19 protein-coding genes are annotated in these 22,197 nt (G+C 62.0%); 7 read left to right on the top strand and 12 right to left on the bottom strand.

Going from position 1 to position 22,197, the window contains the following annotated elements; translation table 11 throughout:
• Positions 1-2: 2 nt before the first annotated feature.
• A complete protein-coding gene (locus K1X80_RS22480; protein WP_057439384.1) occupies positions 3-1,067 on the bottom strand; it encodes an imelysin family protein in 1,065 nt (354 codons plus the stop codon).
• 31 nt (positions 1,068-1,098) lie between these two features.
• On the bottom strand, positions 1,099-2,529 hold the full coding sequence (locus tag K1X80_RS22475; protein WP_057958652.1) for a di-heme oxidoredictase family protein: 1,431 nt from the start codon (positions 2,527-2,529) through the stop codon (positions 1,099-1,101).
• A gap of 147 nt (positions 2,530-2,676) precedes the next feature.
• Between K1X80_RS22475 and K1X80_RS22470 the strand changes: the two genes are divergently transcribed.
• Complete coding sequence (locus K1X80_RS22470; protein ID WP_057958653.1) at positions 2,677-3,240, top strand: nitroreductase family protein; 564 nt, start codon at positions 2,677-2,679, stop codon at positions 3,238-3,240.
• A 147-nt stretch (positions 3,241-3,387) separates the two neighbouring features.
• Here the strand turns inward: K1X80_RS22470 and K1X80_RS22465 are convergent, their stop codons facing one another.
• The 7 genes from K1X80_RS22465 to gap form a co-directional block, all read right to left on the bottom strand.
• Positions 3,388-5,526 carry a methyl-accepting chemotaxis protein gene (locus K1X80_RS22465; RefSeq protein WP_057958654.1) on the bottom strand — a complete coding sequence of 713 codons (2,139 nt, stop codon included), beginning with the start codon at positions 5,524-5,526 and terminating at the stop codon, positions 3,388-3,390.
• Between the two features lie 126 nt (positions 5,527-5,652).
• On the bottom strand, positions 5,653-6,057 hold the full coding sequence (locus K1X80_RS22460) for a YbaN family protein (protein WP_057958655.1): 405 nt from the start codon (positions 6,055-6,057) through the stop codon (positions 5,653-5,655).
• Positions 6,058-6,234: 177 nt separating this feature from the next.
• The gene (locus tag K1X80_RS22455) at positions 6,235-6,843 is read right to left on the bottom strand and encodes a biliverdin-producing heme oxygenase (RefSeq protein WP_057958656.1); all 609 of its coding nucleotides are present in this window, start codon (positions 6,841-6,843) and stop codon (positions 6,235-6,237) included.
• 128 nt (positions 6,844-6,971) lie between these two features.
• Positions 6,972-9,539, bottom strand: coding sequence for a TonB-dependent receptor (locus K1X80_RS22450; RefSeq protein WP_220172514.1), 2,568 nt, complete (start codon positions 9,537-9,539; stop codon positions 6,972-6,974).
• Between the two features lie 115 nt (positions 9,540-9,654).
• The gene (locus tag K1X80_RS22445; protein WP_057958658.1) at positions 9,655-10,623 is read right to left on the bottom strand and encodes a FecR domain-containing protein; all 969 of its coding nucleotides are present in this window, start codon (positions 10,621-10,623) and stop codon (positions 9,655-9,657) included.
• A gap of 82 nt (positions 10,624-10,705) precedes the next feature.
• On the bottom strand, positions 10,706-11,224 hold the full coding sequence (locus tag K1X80_RS22440) for an RNA polymerase sigma factor (RefSeq protein ID WP_057439388.1): 519 nt from the start codon (positions 11,222-11,224) through the stop codon (positions 10,706-10,708).
• Positions 11,225-11,409: 185 nt separating this feature from the next.
• Complete coding sequence (gene gap, locus K1X80_RS22435) at positions 11,410-12,411, bottom strand: type I glyceraldehyde-3-phosphate dehydrogenase (protein WP_029295415.1); 1,002 nt, start codon at positions 12,409-12,411, stop codon at positions 11,410-11,412.
• A 221-nt stretch (positions 12,412-12,632) separates the two neighbouring features.
• On the opposite strand from gap, the gene edd reads away from it, so the two are divergent.
• The 4 genes from edd (at position 12,633) to K1X80_RS22415 (ending at position 17,714) form a co-directional block, all read left to right on the top strand.
• Positions 12,633-14,459: a phosphogluconate dehydratase gene (gene edd, locus K1X80_RS22430; protein ID WP_057439389.1), complete on the top strand. Its 1,827-nt coding sequence runs from the start codon at positions 12,633-12,635 to the stop codon at positions 14,457-14,459.
• Complete coding sequence (locus tag K1X80_RS22425) at positions 14,456-15,412, top strand: glucokinase (protein ID WP_057439390.1); 957 nt, start codon at positions 14,456-14,458, stop codon at positions 15,410-15,412. The genes edd and K1X80_RS22425 overlap by 4 nt, the downstream gene beginning before the upstream one ends.
• Positions 15,413-15,538: 126 nt before the next feature.
• A complete protein-coding gene (locus K1X80_RS22420) occupies positions 15,539-16,270 on the top strand; it encodes a response regulator (protein WP_057439391.1) in 732 nt (243 codons plus the stop codon).
• Positions 16,260-17,714, top strand: a complete 1,455-nt coding sequence (locus K1X80_RS22415) for an ATP-binding protein (RefSeq protein WP_057958660.1) — start codon at positions 16,260-16,262, stop codon at positions 17,712-17,714. The genes K1X80_RS22420 and K1X80_RS22415 overlap by 11 nt, the downstream gene beginning before the upstream one ends.
• Before the next feature lie 104 nt (positions 17,715-17,818).
• Here the strand turns inward: K1X80_RS22415 and K1X80_RS22410 are convergent, their stop codons facing one another.
• Positions 17,819-18,748, bottom strand: coding sequence for an AraC family transcriptional regulator (locus tag K1X80_RS22410; RefSeq protein ID WP_057439392.1), 930 nt, complete (start codon positions 18,746-18,748; stop codon positions 17,819-17,821).
• A 328-nt stretch (positions 18,749-19,076) separates the two neighbouring features.
• Here K1X80_RS22410 and K1X80_RS22405 point away from each other — a divergent pair, with 328 nt between their 5' ends.
• The gene (locus tag K1X80_RS22405) at positions 19,077-19,418 is read left to right on the top strand and encodes an antibiotic biosynthesis monooxygenase family protein (protein WP_057958661.1); all 342 of its coding nucleotides are present in this window, start codon (positions 19,077-19,079) and stop codon (positions 19,416-19,418) included.
• Positions 19,419-19,426: 8 nt separating this feature from the next.
• Positions 19,427-19,708, top strand: a complete 282-nt coding sequence (locus K1X80_RS22400) for a hypothetical protein (protein WP_057439394.1) — start codon at positions 19,427-19,429, stop codon at positions 19,706-19,708.
• Between the two features lie 147 nt (positions 19,709-19,855).
• Here K1X80_RS22400 and K1X80_RS22395 read toward each other — a convergent pair whose 3' ends face one another.
• Together K1X80_RS22395 and K1X80_RS22390 are read right to left on the bottom strand one after the other, a co-directional pair.
• Positions 19,856-20,488, bottom strand: a complete 633-nt coding sequence (locus K1X80_RS22395; protein WP_220172513.1) for a flavin reductase family protein — start codon at positions 20,486-20,488, stop codon at positions 19,856-19,858.
• 298 nt (positions 20,489-20,786) lie between these two features.
• Positions 20,787-22,106 carry an MFS transporter gene (locus K1X80_RS22390; RefSeq protein ID WP_057958662.1) on the bottom strand — a complete coding sequence of 440 codons (1,320 nt, stop codon included), beginning with the start codon at positions 22,104-22,106 and terminating at the stop codon, positions 20,787-20,789.
• Positions 22,107-22,197: the final 91 nt, after the last annotated feature.

Below are 22,197 nucleotides of genomic sequence, written 5' to 3'. Positions count from 1 at the left end.
CATCAGTCACCGTCGTTGGCATTGAAGCCCAGTTGGATGCCCAGCGCCTTGGCCAGTTCGCCTTCATGCAGGCGGTGGACCACGTTGAGGCTGTCGTAGATAGCGTTGAGTTGCTCGCGCCCGGCGTCGTCGGCCAGCAGTTCATTGAGCGAACGCTGGTTGCTGTCGAACAGCTTCAGGGCGGCGGCGTAGGCGGCGTCGATCTTTTCGGCCAGAGGTTTCTGGTCGGCAGGCAGCAGGCCGCGCAGGCCTTTGTTGTCGACCCCGACCCACACGGTCTGGGCCGCCGCGAGGCTGGCTCGCAAGCCTTGCAGGGACGACTGGCTGCGCCACGCATCGGCCTGGAATGGCTGCGGGATACCCTTGGACAGGCGACCCATCGGCGTGCCGAGTTTTTTCTTCAGGGTATCCAGGGCCGTGACCTGCACGCGCAGCAGTTCGGCGATGGCTTCGTGGGAATCGGCGTAGCGCTGGTTAGGAAACTTGGTCATCTGCGCGAGCATGCCGTCGGTGCTGTTCCAACTGGCCAGAATTTCTTCGGCCAATTGCTTCTGGCGCTCGCCGATGGCCATCAGCAGCGGGCAGTAGCGGGCTTTCTGGGCGTCGTTGGCGATGTCGGTCTTGGCGTCATACAGGATGTATTCGTAGGCCGACAGGCCTTGCACTACCACGCTGGACTTGGCCAGGGCGGCGGCGTCGATCTGTGGCTGGGCAGTGGCCAGTTGCTCGACCTGGCGGCCGACGAGGTTTTTCTTGTCGGGCCAGAACTGCACCTGCCAGGCGCGATTGCCTTCAGCCAGCGGGCCGATCAGCAGCGGTTGCAACTCGGCCCAGGCTTTTTGCGCGTGGAGGAAGTCGGCGCGGGCGGTCTCCAGGGATTCCTTGCCTTGGCAGTAAGCCAGGGCGCTGACGGCCAACTGCCGGTCAGCTTCGACCCAGCGGCTGTAGGTCGGCAGGATCACTTGCTTGGCGATGGCTGCCGAGGTGACCGCTTGCGGATCCTGCGGCGAGCAGGCGCCAAGGGCCAGGGCGGCCAGGCTGGTGAACAACAACTTGGGACGGAACATGTCGAGCTCCCTTCAATAATTGGGGCAAAGCTTATAGAGAATTCAGGAACGCGAGCAATGCTGCTCGCTGCTGCGCATTAAAAGACAACACCTGTTGCTGCGCCGCCTGGGCCTCACCGCCGTGCCACAGCACGGCTTCGAGCAGGTTGCGGGCACGGCCGTCATGCAGGAACTGGGTGTGGCCACTGACGTTTTGCGTCAGGCCAATGCCCCACAACGGCGGCGTGCGCCAGTCGCGGCCACCGGCCTTGAACTCGCTGCGGTTATCGGCCAGGCCCTCGCCCATGTCGTGCAGCAGCAAATCGCTGTACGGTCGGATGACCTGGTTGGCCAGCTCCGGTTCGGCGGCATTGCTGGCGGTGGTGAACTTCGGTGTGTGGCATGCCTGGCAACCGGCCTGGAAGAACAGGTTCTTGCCGTCCAGCACTTGTTGCGCGTTGACGTCGCGTCGGGCGGGCACGGCCAGGTTCCGGGTGTAGAACAGCACCAGGCGCAGGATGTTATCGCTGACTTCCTGCTCGCCATTTTCGCCGTTGCCGTTGGGCGCCTGCTTACAGGCAACCTGTGCGTCGGTGCAGTCGTCCATGGGCCGCAGGCTGGTGGTCAGGCCCATATCACCAGAGAACGCGTGAACATTTTGTTGATTGAGGTTCGGCTGCCCGGCTTTCCAGCCAAAGCGCCCGAGCACGGTTTTTTGCTGGGCATCGTCCCAGACCCAGTTCGGGCGGCCGAGCACGCCGTTTTTGTCCGGGCGTTTGCTGGCGTTTTGCAGGATGTCCGCGTCGCTGATGGCTTCGAGCAGGCCCAGGCCGATCATCGGCGGTGCTACACGGGCGGAAAACCGCGTATCCGGGTGCATCGGCCCGTAGCCGAGCTGGGTGATCTGCAGGCTCGGCTTGCGCAACTCCACCACCGTACCGTCATTGAACGTGACGTTGACCGGTGTGTAGTCGACCCGCACCTTGCCTTCCGGGACGACACCGGGCACGGCCATGTCCTGCAACTGCCCGCCATACACCGGCTCGGGCACGATCCCCAACTGTTCGATGACCTTGGCATAGGGCGGCGAATCCGGGATCGACAGGCGTACCAGCATCGACACCGCATTGTTGGCCTCAGGCGCGGGCGGATGGCCGCGCCCGTCCTTGATATGGCAGTTCTGGCAAGCATTGGTGTTGAACAGCGGCCCCAGCCCGTCGCGGGCGGTGGTGGTGGCCGGGGCGATCACCCATGGATTGCGGAAAAAACTGTTGCCGACGCTGAAGTCCAGGCGGCGGGTTGGTGCCAGGTTGGCCGACGGCAGAGAAAAGGCATTCTGGTCGGTCTTGCGCACCGTGGTGCTGCCCCCCGAACGGGCTTCACCGGGCTCGGCCTGGGTAAACGTCGGCGGCGGGGCGTCATCGCAGGCACTCAGACTCACGGCCATCAAGAGTGCAGACAGGCGAAGAAGCAAACGGGGCATCAAGAATCCTGGAAGACGGGCGAGGGTGGATGAAATTCAGGGGCAAAGTCTAACAGGGCGGGGCGGATTGAATAAGAGCAATTATCGTTTGCTCCAATCTGATGCATTCCCGCTAGAATGACCGCACATTTTTTTTGGAGGTGGCCAATGCAGGCTCTCGACGCTTTGCTCAACCGTGTTTCCGTACCGCGCCTGCTGGAACCGGCCCCTACTGCCGAGCAGCGCGAAGTGCTGTTCGCGGCAGCCATGCGTGCGCCGGACCACGGCCAACTGCGGCCGTGGCGCTTCCTCACCGTGGAAGGCGCAGCCCGCGAGCAAATGGGCACCCTGCTGGCCGAAGCGGCCCGCCTGCAAGACCCCGAGGCCCCGCAAGCGGTGATCGACAAGGCGCAGAATGGCCCGTTGCGTGCGCCGTTGGTGGTGGTGGTGATTGCCCGTCTGCAGGAGCACTTCAAGGTGCCCAAGTCCGAGCAATTGCTGGCGGCGGCCTGTGCGGCCCACGGTATTTTGCTGGCGGCGTATGCCCAGGGCATTGGTGCGGTGTGGCGGACCGGGGATTTGTCGTATTCGGCGCATGTGGCCAAGGGGTTGGGGCTGAGTGCGGGTGAGGAAGTGATTGGCTTCCTTTATTTGGGCACTGCGCAAAACCCGCCGCGGACGGCGGCGAAAGAAGACATCACGGCGTTTGTCAGCGCCTGGACCGGTGTCTGACTCACTGCAAATCTGCTGGTGCTGTATGTGGGAGCGGGCTTGCCCGCGATAGCGCAGTGTCAGTCGCCGGATTTATTGACGGGTCCACCGCTATCGCGAGCAAGCCCGCTCCCACATGGGGTATTTCATCGTTTTCCGGACCTGGGTCTACACCCGGAACTGATCCATCAGTTTCATCTGCTGGTTGGCCAATGCATTCAACTGGCTGCTGATCGCCGCCGATTCAGTGGCCTGACCGGTCAAGGTCTCGGTCACGGTACGGATCGCCGAAACGTTGCGGTTGACCTCTTCGGCCACGGCGCTCTGTTCTTCGGCAGCGCTGGCGATTTGCAGGTTCATGTCGCTGATCACCGTCACCGCATCGCTGATCTTGCCCAGGGCCTGGACCGCCTGCTGGATCTGCCCGGCGTTGTTCTGCGCCTGGCTCTGGCTCGAATGCATGGTGGTCACTACCCCACGGGTAGCGCTCTGGATACGTTCTATGACCAGGCGGATTTCTTCCACTGAGTCCTGGGTGCGTCGCGCCAGGTTGCGCACTTCGTCTGCCACTACCGCAAAACCCCGTCCGCTTTCCCCGGCGCGTGCCGCTTCAATCGCCGCGTTGAGCGCCAGCAGGTTGGTCTGCTCGGCAATGCTGCGGATCACCTCCAGCACCGAGCCGATCTGCTCACTGTTGACCGCCAGGGCTTCGACCTCGGTCACCGCCTTGCTGACTTCTTCGGCGAGGGTGGTGATATCGCGGGTACTGCGCTCGATAATCGCCATGCCTTCACGGGCCGATTGATCGGCGCCGCGTGCTGCACTGGCCGCATTTGAGGCGCTGTTGGCCACCTCATGGGCGGTGGCGCTCATCTCGTTGGAGGCGGTGGCCACCTGGTCGATCTCGCGAAATTGCACCTGCATGCCTTCGCTGGTCTGGCGCGCGATTTCCGAGGACTGATCCGCGGTGCCACGGGCTTCAGTGATGCTCTGCTTGATCTGGGCGATGGTCGGCTGCAGCTTGTCGAGGAAGCGATTGAACCAACTGACCAGTTCTCCCAGTTCGTCTTTTTTCGTGTAAGTCAGGCGCTGGGTCAGGTCGCCGTCGCCGCTGGCAATATCCTTGAGCATCGCCGCCACGCTGTTGATCGGGCGAGTCACACCCGTCGCGGTCAGCCATATCAGCAGCAGGCCCAGCAGGCCAGCCACGGCGCCCACCAGCAACGCCTGGAGTGTGCCGCGGGCCTGGGCGTCGTCGAGCACGCCTTGCAACTTGACCGAATCGGCCAGCAGCACGTCCTTGGGCAGCGAAATCAACACGCCCCAGGGCTTGGCACCGGCAATCGGCTTGAGCGGATATACCGCGTGGATCGTGTCGTTTTGCTCGCGGACCTTGCGCGTTTCACTGGCCAGCAGTTGCACGATCTCTTTGCCTTCGCCGCCAAGCATATCGACGATGCTCTTGCCGACCTTGTCCGGCTCGCCACTGTAGCCGGCGATCAGGCCACTGCTGGAGAGGATTTCCATGATTCCGGCGCCGTCGAACAGCTCTTTTTGCGCGGTATTGGCCGCCGCTTGCAGGGCGTCCAAGGCAATGTCGATGCCGATCACCCCAATCACCTTGCCGTCGGCCAGCAGCGGCAGGGAGATGGTGGTCATCAGCATCGACTTGCCGGCCACTTCGTCGGCGTACGGGTCCAACAGGCAAACGCTGCGGGTATCCCGTGGGCAGGTGTACCAGATGTTGTAGGGCGTGCCGCTGAGATTGAGGGTGGTCTTGGTCAGGTCCGCTTCCACCATGATCGTGTTCAGGCCTTCACCGCCGGCCCGGCTCCAATAGCTGGAGAAACGCCCGGCTTCGTTGGAGGCGCGCAGCTTGTCGTCGATAAATTCGCTGTCCTTGCCATCCAGGCCGTTGGGTTCAAACGACAACCAGATCCCCAGCACCTTGGTGTTGCGCTCGAAGGCGGTCTTGATCTGCTGATTGAGCTCCTCGCGCACGGCCCCTGCTTCCAGCGAACGCTTGGCGGCCATGTTGCGCAAGTCCTTGACCTGATCGGCGAGGGCGGTGACCACCAACAGGCTCTCGCCGAAGGCTTTCTGTACTTGCACCGCCTGCTCGGCGGCCTTGGCTTGGAGCAGGTTTTCCACGCTGGTGGTGAGCATCTGCGAACTTGAGGCGCTGACCAGTTGGTCGTTCTGGTTGGTCTGGTAGATGTTCAGGCTGACGATCAGCGCAATCACCCCCAACAGGCAGAGGCCGGAGAGCAGCACGATTTTCAAGCGGATGGAGAGGGTGTCGAACATGGGCTTACTCGCGATTGGACTTGTTGGTGTGCAAGCAGGGCAACGGCCAAGTCCATTCGGCGCTATGCCCGGAACATCGGCACCGACGGGTAATTCATGAGGAATAGGCGATGAGCGGTAGGGCGCTCAGGCGGGGGGTCGCGCCAGGCGCTCGGGGCGTGACCAGATCCACAGGTTGCCCAGGCACATGCCGGCGATCGCCAGGTAGATCGGCCACCCGTGATCGAGCATCACCAGCATCAGGCCGGCACACAGCAGCATGCTCATGGTGGCGCTGACCTTGGCCCGGCGCGCGATGATCTTGCCGTTGCGCCAGTTGAACAGGATCGGCCCGAACAGCCGGTGGTTTTCCAGCCACGCGCTCAGGCGCGGCGAGCTCTTGGTGGCAGCCCAGGCGGCCAGCAGGATGAATTCGGTGGTGGGCAGGCCCGGTATGACAATTGCGATCAAGCCGATCCCCAGGCTGACATAGGCCAGCAGGCCGAACAGGATTCGGGCGAGCTTGGAGGAGGAGGGGGCGGGGGCTGTCATAGGTACGATTTGTCTGGGTTTCGAAAAATCTGAAAATGGAGCGCGATCAACATGTGGGGGCTGGCTTGCCTGCGATGCGGACGCTTCGGTGTATGAGTTGGACCGAGGCGATGCTATCGCAGGCAAGCCAGCTCCCACACAAGCCAGCTCCCACATTCATGGCATGCCAGCAGCGGGTCAGGCCAGTTCTGGGGCGCTAGCGTACGCCTGTTCCAGCAACACGGTGAAGCGTACAAAGGCATCCACTGCACCTTTTTCCGCCGCCGCTTCTTCTTCGGCGCTCAGTTCCAGGCTATCGAGGGTGCGGGTGAAGCGCTTCCAACCTTCGGCACGGCCACCGGCCGGCTCGCCGAGGTGGCGGGCCCCGAAGGTTTCGCTCAGGCCCAGGCCAACGGCACGTTTGATCAGGAATGCCGCGCCCAGCTTGGAGCCTTCGGAGACGAACAGCCAGCCCAGGGCCTCGGCCTTGCTCGGGTTCTGCACGGCACCGGCCACGGGGGCAGGCACTTCGGTGTCCAGGTCGGCCAGGTCCAGCTTGGCGGCGTCGGCGCGGCAGCGCTCGGCCAGGTCGGGTACCAGCTTGATCAGCTCGGGATCGTTGTACAGCGCCACCAGTTCCGACTGGAACAGGTACTGCGCGACCACGAAACGGGCGAAGTTGGCCTGGGTTTCAAACGGGGCGTGAGCCTTGACCAGGGCGTCGAGCTTGGTGTGTGGCTCGTGGGTGATCTGGTTCAGGCGCTGGGAGCGCAGGCTTGCGCGTTCTGTGGTGGTGGAAGCGGTCATTGGATGTCCTTGAGAAGGAAAAGCGCCTTGTTGCCAGGCTGTTATTACTAGACGAACAAGAAGACGCGTCACAGTAAAAAATCCTCACCCCGGCCGGCGATAAAGCCGGCGAGGCGGGGTTGCGTGGGTCAGATGTCCCAGATCAGGTTGATCGCAAAGTTACGCCCTGGCTGGGTCAGGCGGTCCAGGCTGGCCGGCGAGGTCACGCCGGCTTCGCCCACGCCGTCGTAGCTGCGCACGTCATCCCAGTTCCAGTATTTCTTGTCGGTCAGGTTGTACAGGCCGCCGTTGACGGTCAGCTCGTCGGTGACTTTGTAGAAGCCGGTCAGGTCGACGATGCCAAAGCCCGGGGTCTTGAACGGGCCGTTGGCCTTGATGCCGGTCGGGGTAAAGAACGTGGCGCTGTCCACCCGGTTCTGTTTCTTGACCAGGGTCCAACTGACCAGCGCACCGTAGGTGTCCTGGTCGTAGCCCAGGCCGAATACACCCTTGAGCGGGTTGACGCTGTTCAGCGGCTGGCCGGTTTCGTCGTTGCGGCCGTGGGCGTAGGCAATCGCGCCTTTGCTGTACAGGCCTTGCGGCGCGCCGAAGGCGTCCAGGTTCAAGCGCCCTTTGACCTCCATACCCTTGATGGTGGCGCGCTTGATATTGCCGGGCTGGAAGATGGTACCGGTTGGGCTCAGTGCGGCGTTGTCCTCGTCAATGAAGTCACGGTACTTGTTATAGAACACCGCGACGTCGAAATTGCCTGAGTCGAAGTTGCCACGGATTCCGGTTTCGTAGCTCTTGCTGGTTTCCGGCTTGAGGTTCGAGTTGGGCTCGACGACATAGTTTTCTTCCAGGTTTTCAAAACGGCCATACAGCGCTTTGGCTGATGGCGTGCGGAAACCTTCGGCGTACTGGCCAAACCAGGTGTACTGCTCGGTCAGTGCGTAGGTCACGCCCAGTTTTGGCGAGAAGCGATGCCAGGTTTTGTTCGAGTCGTCATGGGGGTACTTGCGGTCCGGGTCGGTGGTATTGAGGAACGCTTCGGTCAGTTTGGGTTTGAGCTGGATGTAGTCGTAGCGCAGGCTGGGCAGGAAGGTCCAGTCATTCCAGCTGATCTGATCCTGGGCAAACAGCGCGTAGCTGTTGATGGTCGGATCGGGGAAATCGCTGGCTTTTTTCACGCTGTCGGCAGGGGTTGGGCTCGGTGCGCCGATGGCAGTGCAGCCCGCGCCTACAGCCAGGCAGGTCGCCGCACCTTCGCGCGAACCGGTGACTTTCTGCTGCTTGATCGTGGTGCCGTAGGTCAGCAGGTGATCGGTATCGCCGATGACGAAGGCCTTGTCCAACTGCGCGTCGAACACCCACTGCTTTTCTTCGTAGAGGGTGTCGCGGGTACGCAGCACGCGGCGGCCGGCCTGATAGATTTCGCTGGTGGCCTGGTCGGTCTTGGCGATCTGGTAGTTGAGGCTGGTCTTGATGTGATCGGCAATCGGCGAGTCGAGTGAAAACTTGTTCTCCAGGCCAAAGCGTTCGCGGGTGATGGTGTCGTTACCGCGGCGGTCACGGTACATGTTCGTGCCCTGGCCCTCGAGGAAGATCCCGCCCACCGCACTTTTCTGGTTGATGTCGCGGTCGTCCTTGTACTTCTCGTAGGTCAGGCCCAGGCGGTTGTCTTCGCCGTAGTTCCAGCCCAGCTTGGCCAGCACGTTGGTGGTGCGCACGTCTTCCGGGTTGGCGCCGGTGCGGGCCAGGCCGGTGGCGTTGTTGCCGTTATGAGACTCCATCTCGTGGCCGTTGCGCTGACTCAGGTGCAGCAAACCGTCGAAGTCCTGCACCCGGCCGGCGACGGTGCCGGAGGTCAGCCAGCTTTCGTCCGCCGAGCTGTAGCCGGTCTTCAGCCGCGCGCCCACATCCTGGCCAGGCTTGATGATGTCATCCGGATCCAGGGTGAAGTAGCTGACGGCGCCGCCGATGGCGCTGCTGCCGTACAGGGCCGAGGCCGGGCCACGGATGATTTCCACGCGCTTGACGATTTCCGGGTCGACATAGTTGCGCCGGGTCTTGGCGTACGGGCCGTTGAAGAAGTTGTCCGGCACCTCTACACCGTCGACCTGGGTGAGGATGCGGTCGCCGTCGATCCCGCGAATGTTGTAGCCGGAGTTACCGGAGCGGGTGCCCGCGCCACCGACCGAGACGCCCGGTTCGTAGCGCACCAGTTCGCGGATGGTGTTGACGTTCTGGCGGTCCAGCTCCTCGCGCTCATGCACGGTGACGGTGCTGGGCACGCTGTCTACCGCTTGTTCCTGACGGGTGGCGCTGATGGTCATTTGCTGCAGGGTGATAGCACTGCCCGGCGTGCGCTTTTCCAGGACGATGTTGTTGTTACCCAGTTTGCGGTAGTTCAGGTTGGTCCCCACCAACAGCCGATCCAGGGCTTTTTCCGGTGTCAGTGAGCCCCGTGCGCCGGGGGAGGAAACCCCTTGGCCCAGTTCGGCGGGCAGGCCGATCTGCCAGCCGGTGACGGCGGTAAAGGCGTTGAGCGCCGACACCAGGGATTGCTGCTCGATGCTGAAGGTGTAATTGGCGTGGCTGCGCGCAGCGGGTTCGGCGGCAGCGGCCGTCAGGACCGGGCTGCCTGCCAACAGGATCGCGGCGGCCAGCAGGCAAAGCGTGGGCGAAGAGGACCGGCGGTTGAAACGAGAGGACATCGAGAGCGCTCCGAGGTACGAGTCTTATAGTTGCGAGCCTGAATCAAATAGGAATCAGTTGCATTGGCTAAGACGAGACGTACCAGCAGAGGTTATCGAGTAAAAATAATTATTCTCAATTGAGAATGACTAGCGCGGGGAACTCCGAGAGCCTGGCCGAGGTGATATGCGCCAGGGAGCGCACCACGTCCAGGGGCTGGTCCAGGCGGTAATTACCGGTCACTGCGACGCTGGCCAGTTGCTCGTTGGTGTTGACGATCCAGCCCGGGTAATAGCGCCGCAGCTCTGCCAGCACTTCACTCATCGGGCAGTTTTCAAAGACCAGTCGGCCCTGGACCCACGCCAGCTCCTTGGTCGCATCGAGTTTGGAGGGTTGGCCGAAGCCCTCGGGGCCGACGCGGATGCTTTCGCCGGCACTCAGGCGCACCCGGTTGTTGCCGAAGGGGGTACTCAGGTCAACGTCTCCGCGTTGCACCTGAACCTGGGCCTCACCGTTGAGATAACGCACAGCGAATGCCGTATCGCTGACACTGGCGCGCACTGGGCCGGCGTCGATTTGCAGGGGCAGGCCACGGTTGGCCGCGACTTCGAAAAACGCCTCGCCCTGGTACAGGCGGGCGATGCGCTGATGTTCGTCGATGGTGCTGGAAAACGCCGAATTGGTATTGAGCAGCACCTTGGAGCCGTCATCCAGCTGCAGGCGCTGGCGCTCGCCGACCACGGTCAAATGGTCGGCCTGCAGGCGCACCGGCAGGTTGCTGAAGCTGAACAGCCCGAGCAGCAACACCGCCGCCGTGGCCAAGGGCTTCCAGTGCGGCTTGATGCGCCGCCAGGCGCTGGGCTTGCGCGGTGCATTGAGGGCCACGGCGGCGCTGTGTACCGGCGCACCGCCCCAGGCGGCCTGGGCTTTGGCAAAGGCTTGGGCGTGACTCGGGTCGGCGGTGAGCCAGGCCTGGAACTCGGCCTGCTGGCCTGGCTGCGGGCATTGCAAAGCGATCAGCCAGTCGAGGGCTTGGTCCATGGCCGCATGTTGCAACACCTCATGAGCCAGCTCATGGGGGCGCAGTTTGTTCGGGTCCGTCACGGTGTTCCTCGGGTCTTCGCCACGTTTTATTCAGTGTCTTGCGTATTTTTGCGACATTTCTGTCGGCTTGTCCCGACAAAGCTTAAGGGTGATCGAGTCGTTCGGCCACACCTATGCAGATGGCCATGATCAATTTCAGTTCCTTTTGCACGGTGCTCAAGGACACCTGCAACTGGTCGGCAATCTCCTGATAGCTGCAGCCGTGCAGGCGGCTGAGGATAAAAATCTGCTGCTGGCGGGCGCTCAACTGTCCGAGGCTGACACTCAGGTGCTCCAGCAATTGCTCGGCGTGGGCGGCATCTTCGGGCGTCGTGACCGGGGAGGCGACGCTTTGCAGGACATCCAATGGGACATCTTCCTGCAAGGTGCGGGACTGGATCCGACGCGCGCGCAGATGGTCGAGGGCCAGGTTGCGTGCGGTCTGGAACACGAAAGGTTCGAGGTGATCAATCGGTCGCTCGCTGAGCGCCCGGGTGACGCGCAGGTAGGTTTCCTGCAACAGGTCCTCGGCGGTGCTGTGGTTATTCACCATCCGCTGCAAGGTGCGCAGTAGCACCACCCGTTGGGTGAGGAAGACTTGATTGAAGCGAGATAGGCTCACAGTGATACCGGACCAATTGGCAGTTAATGATAATGCTTATCATCAACGCAAATGGCAAGTGGCTATTTCTCTGAACCCACGCAAGACAAATGTGTGCGGGCTTGCTCGCGAATGCGGTGGGTCAGTCAATACATTTATTACTGACCCACCGCATTCGCGAGCAAGCCCGCTCCCACAGGGGGGGGTTACTCGGCGTTACACAGCGCCAGGCAGTTATCCAGCATACGGTTGGAGAAGCCCCATTCGTTGTCGTACCACGCCAGTACCTTGAGCAGCTTGCCGCTGGACTTGGTGTGGTTGGCGTCGAAGATCGACGACAGCGGGTTATGGTTGAAGTCACTGGAAACCAGCGGCAGGGTGTTGTAGCCGAGGATTTTCGAGTGTTGGCTGGCTTCTTTGAGCAGCGCGTTGACCTCATCGGCCGTGGCTTCTTTTTTCAGTTGCACGGTCAGGTCCACCAGCGACACGTTGATCACCGGCACGCGCACCGCCATGCCCGTCAGCTTGCCCGCCAGTTCCGGCAGGACCAGGCCCACCGCTTCGGCTGCACCGGTCTTGCTCGGGATCATGTTCTGCGTGGCCGAGCGGGCGCGGTACGGGTCGGTGTGGTAGACGTCGGTCAGGTTCTGGTCGTTGGTGTAAGCGTGGATGGTGGTCATCAGGCCGCTTTCGATACCCAATTCGCGGTGCAGCACCTGGGCCACCGGCGCCAGGCAGTTGGTGGTGCAGGAGGCGTTGGAGATGATCTGGTGGGATTGACGCAAGATGTCATGGTTGACCCCGTAGACCACGGTGGCATCCGCGCCCTTGGCCGGGGCCGAGATGATGACCTTGCGCGCGCCGGCGCTAATATGGGCAGCAGCCTTGTCACGGTCGGTGAACAGACCGGTGCATTCGAACACCACGTCGATCTTGTGCGCAGCCCACGGCAGATCGGCGGGGTTGCGAATGGCACTCACGGCGATCCGGTCGCCATTGACGGTCAGGCTTTCCTGATCGTGAGCAACCTCTGCATCGAAAGTGCCATGGACGGTGTCGTATTTGAGCAGGTGGGCATTGATCGAACTGTCGCCCAGATCATTGATGGCGACGATCTGCAAATCCTGGCGGTAACCTTGGGTATAAAGTGCACGCAGGACGTTGCGGCCAATACGGCCAAAACCATTGATTGCAATCCGAAGAGTCATTTGAAAGCGCCTGTCGTCGATTTGTTGTAAGAATTACAAGATTATTCGCATAAAAATAGAAAACAAGCCTTTTTAGTGGCAATATTTTGTTCAATCTACAACGAGTGACCTGAATCAACTGGTCCGATGATCCAAACGACTCCCTGCCATCCCATGAGCGGTGGGCGTTTGATCAGCATAGACACTCAGGTCGCCACATCCGTTAGCCTGGAGTTCTACACATGCATCCCCGCGTACTTGAGGTCACCGAACGCCTTATCGCCCGCAGCCGGGCAACCCGTGAGGCGTACCTTGCGCTGATTCGCGGCGCGGCCAGCGACGGGCCGATGCGCGGCAAGCTGCAATGCGCCAACTTTGCCCACGGCGTGGCCGGGTGCGGCACTGAAGATAAAAACAGCCTGCGGATGATGAATGCCGCCAACGTGGCAATTGTTTCGTCATATAACGACATGCTCTCGGCGCACCAGCCGTACGAACATTTCCCGGAACAGATCAAAAAAGCCCTGCGCGAAGTCGGCTCGGTCGGCCAGTTCGCCGGCGGCACCCCGGCCATGTGCGACGGTGTGACCCAGGGCGAGCCGGGCATGGAGCTGAGCCTGCTCAGCCGCGAAGTGATTGCCATGTCCACGGCGGTAGCGCTGTCCCACAACATGTTCGACGCCGCGCTGATGCTGGGGATCTGCGACAAGATCGTCCCGGGCCTGATGATGGGGGCCCTGCGTTATGGCCATCTGCCGATGATCTTCGTGCCCGGCGGGCCGATGCCCTCGGGGATCTCCAACAAACAGAAGGCCGATGTGCGCCAGCGCTATGCCGAAGGCAAGGCCAGCCGCGAAGAGCTGCTGGAATCGGAGATGAAGTCCTACCACAGCCCCGGCACCTGCACCTTCTACGGCACCGCCAACACCAACCAGTTGCTGATGGAAGTGATGGGCCTGCACTTACCCGGCGCTTCGTTCGTCAACCCGTACACACCGCTGCGCGATGCACTGACCCGCGAGGCTGCGCACCAGGTCACGCGCCTGACCAAGGCCAATGGCAACTTCACACCGATCGGCGAGATCGTCGACGAAAAATCCCTGGTCAACTCCATCGTCGCTCTCAACGCCACCGGCGGCTCGACCAACCACACCCTGCATATGCCGGCCATCGCCATGGCCGCGGGCATCATCCTCACCTGGCAGGACATGGCCGACCTCTCGGAAGTGGTGCCGACCCTGTCCCACGTCTACCCGAACGGTAAAGCTGATATCAACCACTTCCAGGCGGCGGGCGGCATGTCGTTCCTGATCCGCGAGTTGCTGGAAGCCGGCCTGCTCCACGAAGACGTCAACACCGTGGCCGGCCATGGCCTGAGCCGCTACACCCAGGAGCCATTCCTGGTGGATGGCGAACTGGTCTGGCGTGAAGGCCCGATCGAAAGCCTCGACGAAAGCATCCTGCGCCCGGTGGCCCGTGCCTTCTCCCCGGAGGGTGGCTTGCGAGTGATGGAAGGCAACCTCGGCCGTGGGGTGATGAAAGTCTCGGCCGTGGCCCTCGAGCATCAAATCGTCGAAGCGCCGGCCGTGGTGTTCCAGGACCAGCAGGACCTGGCGGACGCGTTCAAGGCCGGCCAGTTGGAGAAGGATTTTGTCGCGGTGATGCGCTTCCAGGGGCCGCGCTCCAATGGCATGCCGGAATTGCACAAGATGACGCCGTTCCTTGGTGTGTTGCAGGACCGGGGTTTCAAAGTCGCATTGGTGACAGACGGGCGCATGTCCGGCGCCTCGGGTAAGATTCCCGCCGCGATTCACGTCAGCCCCGAAGCCCAGTGCGGTGGGGCGCTGGCGCGGGTCAAGGATGGCGATATCATTCGCGTCGATGGCGTCAAAGGCACCCTCGAGCTTAAGGTGGACGCCGAAGAATTTGCAGCGCGCGCGCCTGCCACGGGCCTGTTGGGCAATAACGTGGGGGCCGGTCGCGAGCTGTTTGCATTTATGCGCCTGGCCGCAAGCTCCGCAGAGCAGGGCGCCAGCGCCTTTACCTCTGCCCTGGAGACACTTAAGTGAAACTTGCGCTGGTTGGTGACATCGGCGGTACCAACGCCCGGTTTGCGTTATGGCGGGACCAGGCACTGCATTCGATCCGGGTGCTGGCCACGGCGGATCACGCCAGCCCTGAAGAGGCGATCAAGGTCTACCTCGCCGAGGAAGGCCTGGCGCCGGGTTCCATCGGCGCGGTGTGCCTGTCGGTGGCCGGGCCGGTAAGTGGTGATGAGTTCAAGTTCACCAACAACCATTGGCGCCTGAGCAAGACCGCGTTCTGCAAGGCCCTGCAAGTGGACGAGCTGCTGCTGGTCAATGACTTCTCGGCCATGGCCCTGGGCATGACCCGCCTGCAACCCGATGAGTACCGCGTGGTCTGCGCCGGCACCCCGGAGCCGTGGCGCCCGGCCGTGGTGATCGGCCCAGGCACAGGGCTGGGCGTGGGCACCTTGCTGGACCTGGGCGCCGGCCGCTGGGCCGCGTTGCCGGGTGAGGGCGGGCATGTCGACCTGCCCCTGAGCAGCCCACGGGAAACCCAGTTGTGGCAACACATCTACAACGAGATCGGGCATGTCAGCGCCGAGACCGCCCTGAGCGGTAGCGGTCTGCCACGCCTGTACCGGGCGATCTGCGCGGTGGACGGCCATCCGGCGGTATTGGAAACCCCGGAGGCGATTACTGCGGCAGGGTTGGCTGGCGATCCGGTGGCGATGGAGGTCCTCGACCAGTTCAGCATCTGGCTGGGCCGCGTGGCCGGCAATAACGTGCTGACCACCGGCGCCCGGGGTGGGGTGTATATCGTGGGCGGGGTGATCCCGCGGTTTGCCGAGTTCTTTATCAACAGTGGCTTTGCCAAGAGCTTTGCGGACAAAGGTTGCATGAGCGACTACTTCAAAGGGATCCCGGTGTGGTTGGTGACGGCGCCGTATTCCGGGTTGACCGGGGCGGGTGTGGCGTTGGAGCAGGCATTTGCGTAGGCAGTGATGGCCTCTTCGCGGGCAAGCCCACTCCCACATTTGATTGTGTTCACAAATCAAAATGTGGGAGTGGGCTTGCCCGCGAAGAGGCCCTAGAGAGCACCCCATAACAACAAGGAGGCCCCCGTGAGCGTAATCAGTAAATCCATTCTTCTCGTCGATGACGACGAGGAAATCCGCGAGTTGCTGCAAACCTACCTCAGTCGCGCCGGCTTCCAGGTGCGGGGCGTGCCCAATGGCGCAGGGTTTCGCCAAGCCATGGACGAAGCCCCGTGCGACCTGGTGATCCTCGACGTCATGCTGCCCGACGAAGACGGCTTCAGCCTCTGCCGCTGGGTACGTCAGCACCCGCGTCAGGCCCAGGTGCCGATCATCATGCTCACCGCCAGTTCCGACGAGGCCGACCGGGTCATTGGTCTGGAGCTGGGTGCCGACGATTACATCGGTAAACCTTTCAGCCCCCGTGAGCTGCAGGCACGCATCAAGGCCCTGTTGCGCCGCTGCCAGTTTGGCCAGGAGCGCAGCGGTGGCGATGTGCTGGTGTTTGATGAGTGGCGGCTGGACATGATCAGCCATCGCTTGTTTCACGTTGATGGCGAGGAAGTCATCCTCTCCGGCGCCGACTTTGCCCTGCTCAAACTGTTCCTCGATCACCCGCAGCAAATCCTTGATCGCGACACCATTGGCAATGCCACCCGTGGCCGTGACCTGATGCCCCTGGACCGCATTGTCGATATGGCCGTCAGCCGCCTGCGACAACGCCTGCGCGACACCGAGAAACCGCCACGGCTGATCCGCACCGTGCGCGGCAGCGGTTACCAACTGGCGGCCAGTGTGGTTGCCAGCAATGCCCACTGAGCGCCGGCGCATTCCGGTCCCGCGTTCCTTGTTGGGGCGCATGCTGCTGCTGACCCTGTTGGCGGTGCTGTTCGCCCAGGCTTTATCCAGCGTGATCTGGGTCTCGCAGCTGCGCGCCACCCAGCTTGAGGGCCTGGTCACCAGCGCCCGCAGCCTGGCCCATTCGATGACCGCCAGCGTCAGTTATTTCCGTTCCCTGCCGGTGGCTTATCGCCCGCTGGTGCTCGACCAGTTGCGCAGCATGGGCGGCACGCGCTTTGTGGTGACGCTCAACGACAAACCGCTGGATATGCAGATCTTGCCGCAAACCCCGCGCAAACAGGCGGTGCTCGGCGCGGTGGACGAAGTGCTGCGCCAGACCCTGGGCAGTGATGTACATTTTTCGGTGGAATTTGTCAGTGCCAAAGACCTGCGTATCTTCAATGCCGGCCTGAAACTCGATGAGCTGCCACGTTCCTGGGCGCATTACGCGCTGACCCTGGAGCCGGTCAACCCGCCGGTGCTGGTGACGCAGATCGAATTGGGCGCCGGCGAATGGCTGTATATCGCCTCGTTGCTGCCCGAGCCCTACACCAGCCTCGAAGAACAGGGTCTGCCGTCCCAGCAAGTGTGGTTTATCGTGCTGACCAGCGGCTTTCTGTTGCTGTTTATCGGCTTGCTGGTGCACTGGCAAAGCCGGCCGCTCAAGCGCCTGGCGCGGGCGGCGCGGGACCTGTCCCTGGGCGCCGACGTGGAGCCGGTGGCCGAAGGCGGCGGCAGCGAAGTGGTGGAGGTAGGCCGCGCGTTCAATGCCATGCGCGAGCGGATCAGCCGCTACCTGACCGAACGCAGCCAGTTGTTCAGCGCAATTTCCCACGACTTGCGCACACCAATCACACGCCTGCGGCTGCGGGTGGAACTGCTGGAAGACGAAAAGCTGCAAGCCAAGTTCGGCCGTGACCTGGATGAGCTGGAACTGCTGGTCAAGGGCGCGTTGCAGTGCGTCAAGGACACGGACATCCACGAGAACATCGAGCCGGTGGACCTCAACCATGTGCTCGACTGCCTGGTGGAGCCGTATCTGGCGCCCAACGGCAATGGCCGGGTGACCCAGCACGGCCGGGCGTTGACGGCCTATCCGGGCAAGCCGCTGGCGCTCAAGCGCTGCATTGGCAACCTGATCGACAACGCCTTGAAGTACGGGCAGAACGCCCATCTGCGTATCGAGGACGATGGTGCGCAGTTCATCCTGCATGTGGATGACGAGGGGCCCGGTGTACCGGAGCAGCGTCTGGAGCAGGTCTTCGAACCGCACTTTCGCCTGGCCGGGCAGCAGCAGGGCTATGGCCTGGGGCTGGGGATTGCACGCAATATCGCCCATAGCCATGGCGGCGAAGTGAGTTTGCAGAATTTGCGCGAAGGTGGCCTGCGGGTGACCTTGCAACTGCCCCGCACCCCGGACTAAGCAGCGCTGCCGAGCCTATGTGGGGGCGGGCTTGCCTGCGACAGCGGTACATCTGACCCACCGCCATCGCAGGCAAGCCAGCTCCCACAGCGGTCCGCAGTAGGTCAGAGGCTCTGGCGCAACCTGGCTAAATCTCTAAGCGGCGGCGCCCCAAACAATCGGCTGTATTCCCGGCTGAACTGCGACGGGCTCTCATACCCCACCCGATACCCCGCCGCCGAGGCTTCCAGGCCTTCGGCGATCATCAGGCGCCGCGCTTCCTGCAAGCGCAGTTGCTTCTGGTACTGCAACGGACTCATGGCCGTGATGGCCTTGAAGCGGTGGTGCAGGGTCGACACGCTGAGATTCACTTCCTTGGCCAGGTCATCAATGCGTAGCGGTTGTTCGTAGTTGCCGTTCAGCCAGGTGATTGCGCGGCTGACCCGATGGCTCTGGCTATTGGCCACGGCAATTTCGTACAGGCGATAGCCCTGTGGCCCACGCAGCAAGCGGTAGAGGATTTCGCGATTGATCAACGGCGCCAACATCGCGATATCTTTGGGCGTATCCAGCAGGCGTGCCAGGCGCAATACGGCGTCGAGCAACTGGGTGTCGATCCGGTCGACATACATACCGCGCGCGGTCGGGCGCGTGGGCACCCCCATCGGGCCGGCTTCGGCAATCAGGGCGGTCAGTTGCGCCGGGTCGATATTGATGCGCACCGATAGGTTGGGGTCTTCGACCGTGGCGTCGATGACTCGCCCGGCCACCGGCATCGCGACCGAGAACACCAGGTAGTTGAGGGGGTCGTAGGCAAAGATTTCGTCGGCCAGGCGCACTTCCTTGCTGCCGTTGGCGAGGATGCACAGGGCAGGTTCAACCAGCACCGGCATGAAGTCGCGCGGCGTATTGTGGCGGTTCAGGTAGAGCGAAGTGATCGCGGTGCCGTAGGAACCGTCCTCCCAAGTGTGCCGGTGCACAATGCTGGCCAGTTCGGCGCGCTGTTTTTCCATCTCGGCATCGAGGGGAATGGACTGCTGTTCGGGCGACGACATGGAGCGTCCTCTGCATGCTTCTTTGATGGGCACAGCTTAGCGGTGGCGCTGCAAGCAGTGTTATGTCGATTCTGCACAATCCTTGCCTGATCCTGCGGCGCGTCTGGAATCAGGCAAGCCCCCCGGCCTGTCATCTGCCTGAAACAAGGCGCTTGTCCCTGCAATAAAGCCTGGGGCCGAACCGGGTGTCTACGCTTCTGGCAGGATTGTGCAATAAGCCGGCAGGAATCGACTAACCGCGCAGGGGCCTGCGCCCGTATCTTTGATTGTGTGGCAACACGCCCTCACAGTGCTTGCCGAGCATCACTTCTCAACGGGAGAGTCGAACATGTCCACCCCCATTCCCGCGAGCCATCTGGCCTTTATCCGCGCCCGCAGCGGGTGCAGCACCGAACTGGGTGCACGCTTGAGCAGTTTGATCGAACCGGGCCGTCAGGCTCAGGGTTGCCTGCAATTCTCGTTGCAGCATTCCCAGGTTGACCCCGATGTCTGGCTGGTTTCAGGTTTCTGGAGCAGCGAACAGGCCATGAGTGCCTACTTCAGCTCGCCGGCGCTGGTGCTGTTTACCGAGTTGTTGAACGACAGGGTCGTGCGCAGCATGGACTTCCAGACCTTCACTGACGCCTGCGCCGACAAGGCTTATGGCGAGTACCTGCAACTGGCCGGTTAGGGTTTAGAATGGCCGACTTTCCATTGGCCAGGACCTGCAACATGGCACGTAAAGAATTTGCCCACCACGAAGCTGTTTCCGCCCTAGTGCGCGAAGACCAGGGCGGCTATAGCGCCGCCATTGCCGTCAAGGCACTGGACGGCATGAGCGCACCGCGCTTTCACAAGATCCTCGATGGCCAACTGTTCAAGACTGCCGACGACGCCGACGATGCGGCGGCCCAGCAACTGGAGCGCTTGAGCGATATCGATGAAGAGGGCCAACTGGCCTGGGCAACCGCAACAAACTAAAGAACACCACCGACCCAACGGTGGGCGCGGGGTTTGTGTGGGAGCGGGCTTGCTCGCGAAAGCGTCGTGTCAGCCAGCCAATTTGGAACTGATCCACCGCTTTCGCGAGCAAGCCCGCTCCCACATTTTTAATTGCATTCGATCCAATCAGGGTTTGGTAGCCCCTGGGCGGTACATCTTGAACAGCGCTTCCGGCCCCATCTGGAAATAATCCGCCGGGCCGCCGCCCCGCAGAATCGGCTCGGCCGCCGCAGTGTCGTACACCCCATCCTTGAGCAACCATTTGGCGATATGCACCGCGACCACTTCGCCAAGCACCAGCCAGCTGGGCACCAGTTCCTTGTCGGCCCGCTGTAGCTGAATGATCTGCGTGACCTTGCACTCGAACGACACCGGGCTTTCGCCGACCCGCGGCACAGCGATCACTTTGGAGGCCACTGGCGTCAGCCCGGCCAATTCAAACTCGTTGACCTCTGGTGACACGGCGGCGCAGCTCTGGTTCATCTGCTCGGCCAGCGGGCGCGTGGCCAGGTTCCAGACAAATTCGCCGGTCTGTTCGATGTTATTCAGGCTGTCTTTACGCCCGACGCTGGAAAAACCAATGATCGGCGGGATGTAGTTGAAGGCATTGAAAAAACTGTAGGGCGCCAGGTTCAGGCGGCCTTCGCGGTCCTGGGACGAAATCCAGCCAATCGGGCGTGGGCCGACGATGGCGTTGAACGGGTCATGGGGCAGGCCGTGGCCGTTGGCGGGTTCGTAGAAATGGATATCGTCAGGCATGGACGGGGGTTCCTGCGGCGGGGAAAAGCGCAATAGTGCAGGCCCAAGGGCAGGATTTCCACCGGATTGGCGGTGCCGCATGGAGTTTTCATCCGGCAACCACCTGTTTTTTACCGCCCTGCGGCCAGTCTGCACGCCCGGTCGATGATCCTGCTCGTCTGGTTGCTGGTGATGATCGCCGGTGCTTGGTAGGTCCAGCGCGGGGACAACCGTCAGCTGCTGGCAGAGCTGCCCTGACGGGATGAAAAAAGGGCCATGTCATTGGATGACATGGCCCTTTTCTACACCTGGAGAACCCTTAGTCCGTGGTGATCCGCGAATGTTTGCGGGTGTCTTTCATGGTGATGTAGACCAGCAGCGACACGGCAATACACGCGGTGACGTACCAGTAGTAGCCGGTTTCCATGCCGATGCTCTTGAACCACAGGGCGATGTATTCAGCGGTACCGCCGAAGATCGACACGGTCAGTGCGTAAGGCAGGCCGACACCCAGTGCACGGATTTCGGTAGGGAACAGCTCGGCCTTCACCACGGCGTTGATCGAGGTGTAGCCGCTGACGATGATCAGCGCCGCCATGATCAGGAAGAACGCGCCCCACCAGGTCTGGACGGTGTGCAGAGTGGTGAGGATCGGCACGGTGAACAGGGTGCCGAGGATGCCGAAGGCGATCAGGATCGGCCGGCGACCGACCTTGTCCGACAGGCCGCCGACAATCGGTTGCAGGCACATGAACAGGAACAGTGTGGCCGCAGAAATGGTGGTGGAGTCGGAAATGCTCATGCCGACAGTGTTCACCAGATACTTCTGCATGTAGGTGGTGTAGGTGTAGAAGGCCAGGGTGCCGCCCATGGTCAGGCCGACCACGGTCATCAGTTCCTTGGGGTGGCGCATCAAGGTGCGCATTGCGCTTTCCTTGGCTTTTTCCTTCTTGGTGAACGACTCGGTTTCTTCCATGCCGCGTCGCAGGTACAGGGCTACGACTGCGCACAGTGCGCCGATGGCAAACGGGATACGCCAGCCCCAGGCATACAGCTCTTCGGTGGTGAGGATCTGTTGCAGCACGATCAGCACCGCCAGCGCGATGAGCTGGCCGGAGATCAGGGTCACGTACTGGAAGCTGGAGAAGAAACCGCGACGTTCCTTGGTCGCCATTTCACTCAGGTAGGTGGCCGAGGTGCCGTATTCGCCACCGACCGACAGGCCTTGCAGCAAGCGGGCGAACACCAGCAGGATCGGCGCGCCGACACCAATGGTTTCATAACCGGGGCTCAGGGCGATGATCAGCGAGCCGAAGCACATCAGCAGCACCGACGCCATCAATGCGGCTTTACGGCCTGCGCGGTCGGCGTAGAGGCCCATCAGCCAGCCGCCAATCGGGCGCATCAAAAAGCCCACGGCGAAGATCGCGGCGGTGTTGAGCAGTTGGGCGGTAGTGTCGCCTTTAGGGAAGAAGGCCTTGGCGAAGTACAGCGAGAAAGCAGCGTAGACGTACCAGTCGTACCACTCGACCATATTGCCGACCGATCCGCTGAAGATCGACTTGATGCGGCTGGAGGTGGTGCGTGCTTGCGCCGGCGCAGCCGCCGACCCCAGAGGCAGGGTATTGGAGTTATCCATTGAAGGATCCTTCATGTCATTGTTTTTGTGGAGCGCGCGTCAGCGCAGCCTGGTTGGACCTATAGCAGGAGCTGTGCCAAGCAGGTGAGGG

This window comes from Pseudomonas sp. So3.2b, from assembly GCF_019464415.1.
Lineage (GTDB): Bacteria > Pseudomonadota > Gammaproteobacteria > Pseudomonadales > Pseudomonadaceae > Aquipseudomonas > Aquipseudomonas shahriarae.
Note: the sequence above shows the minus strand (reverse complement) of the source record. Positions and strands in the feature narration are given on the sequence as shown.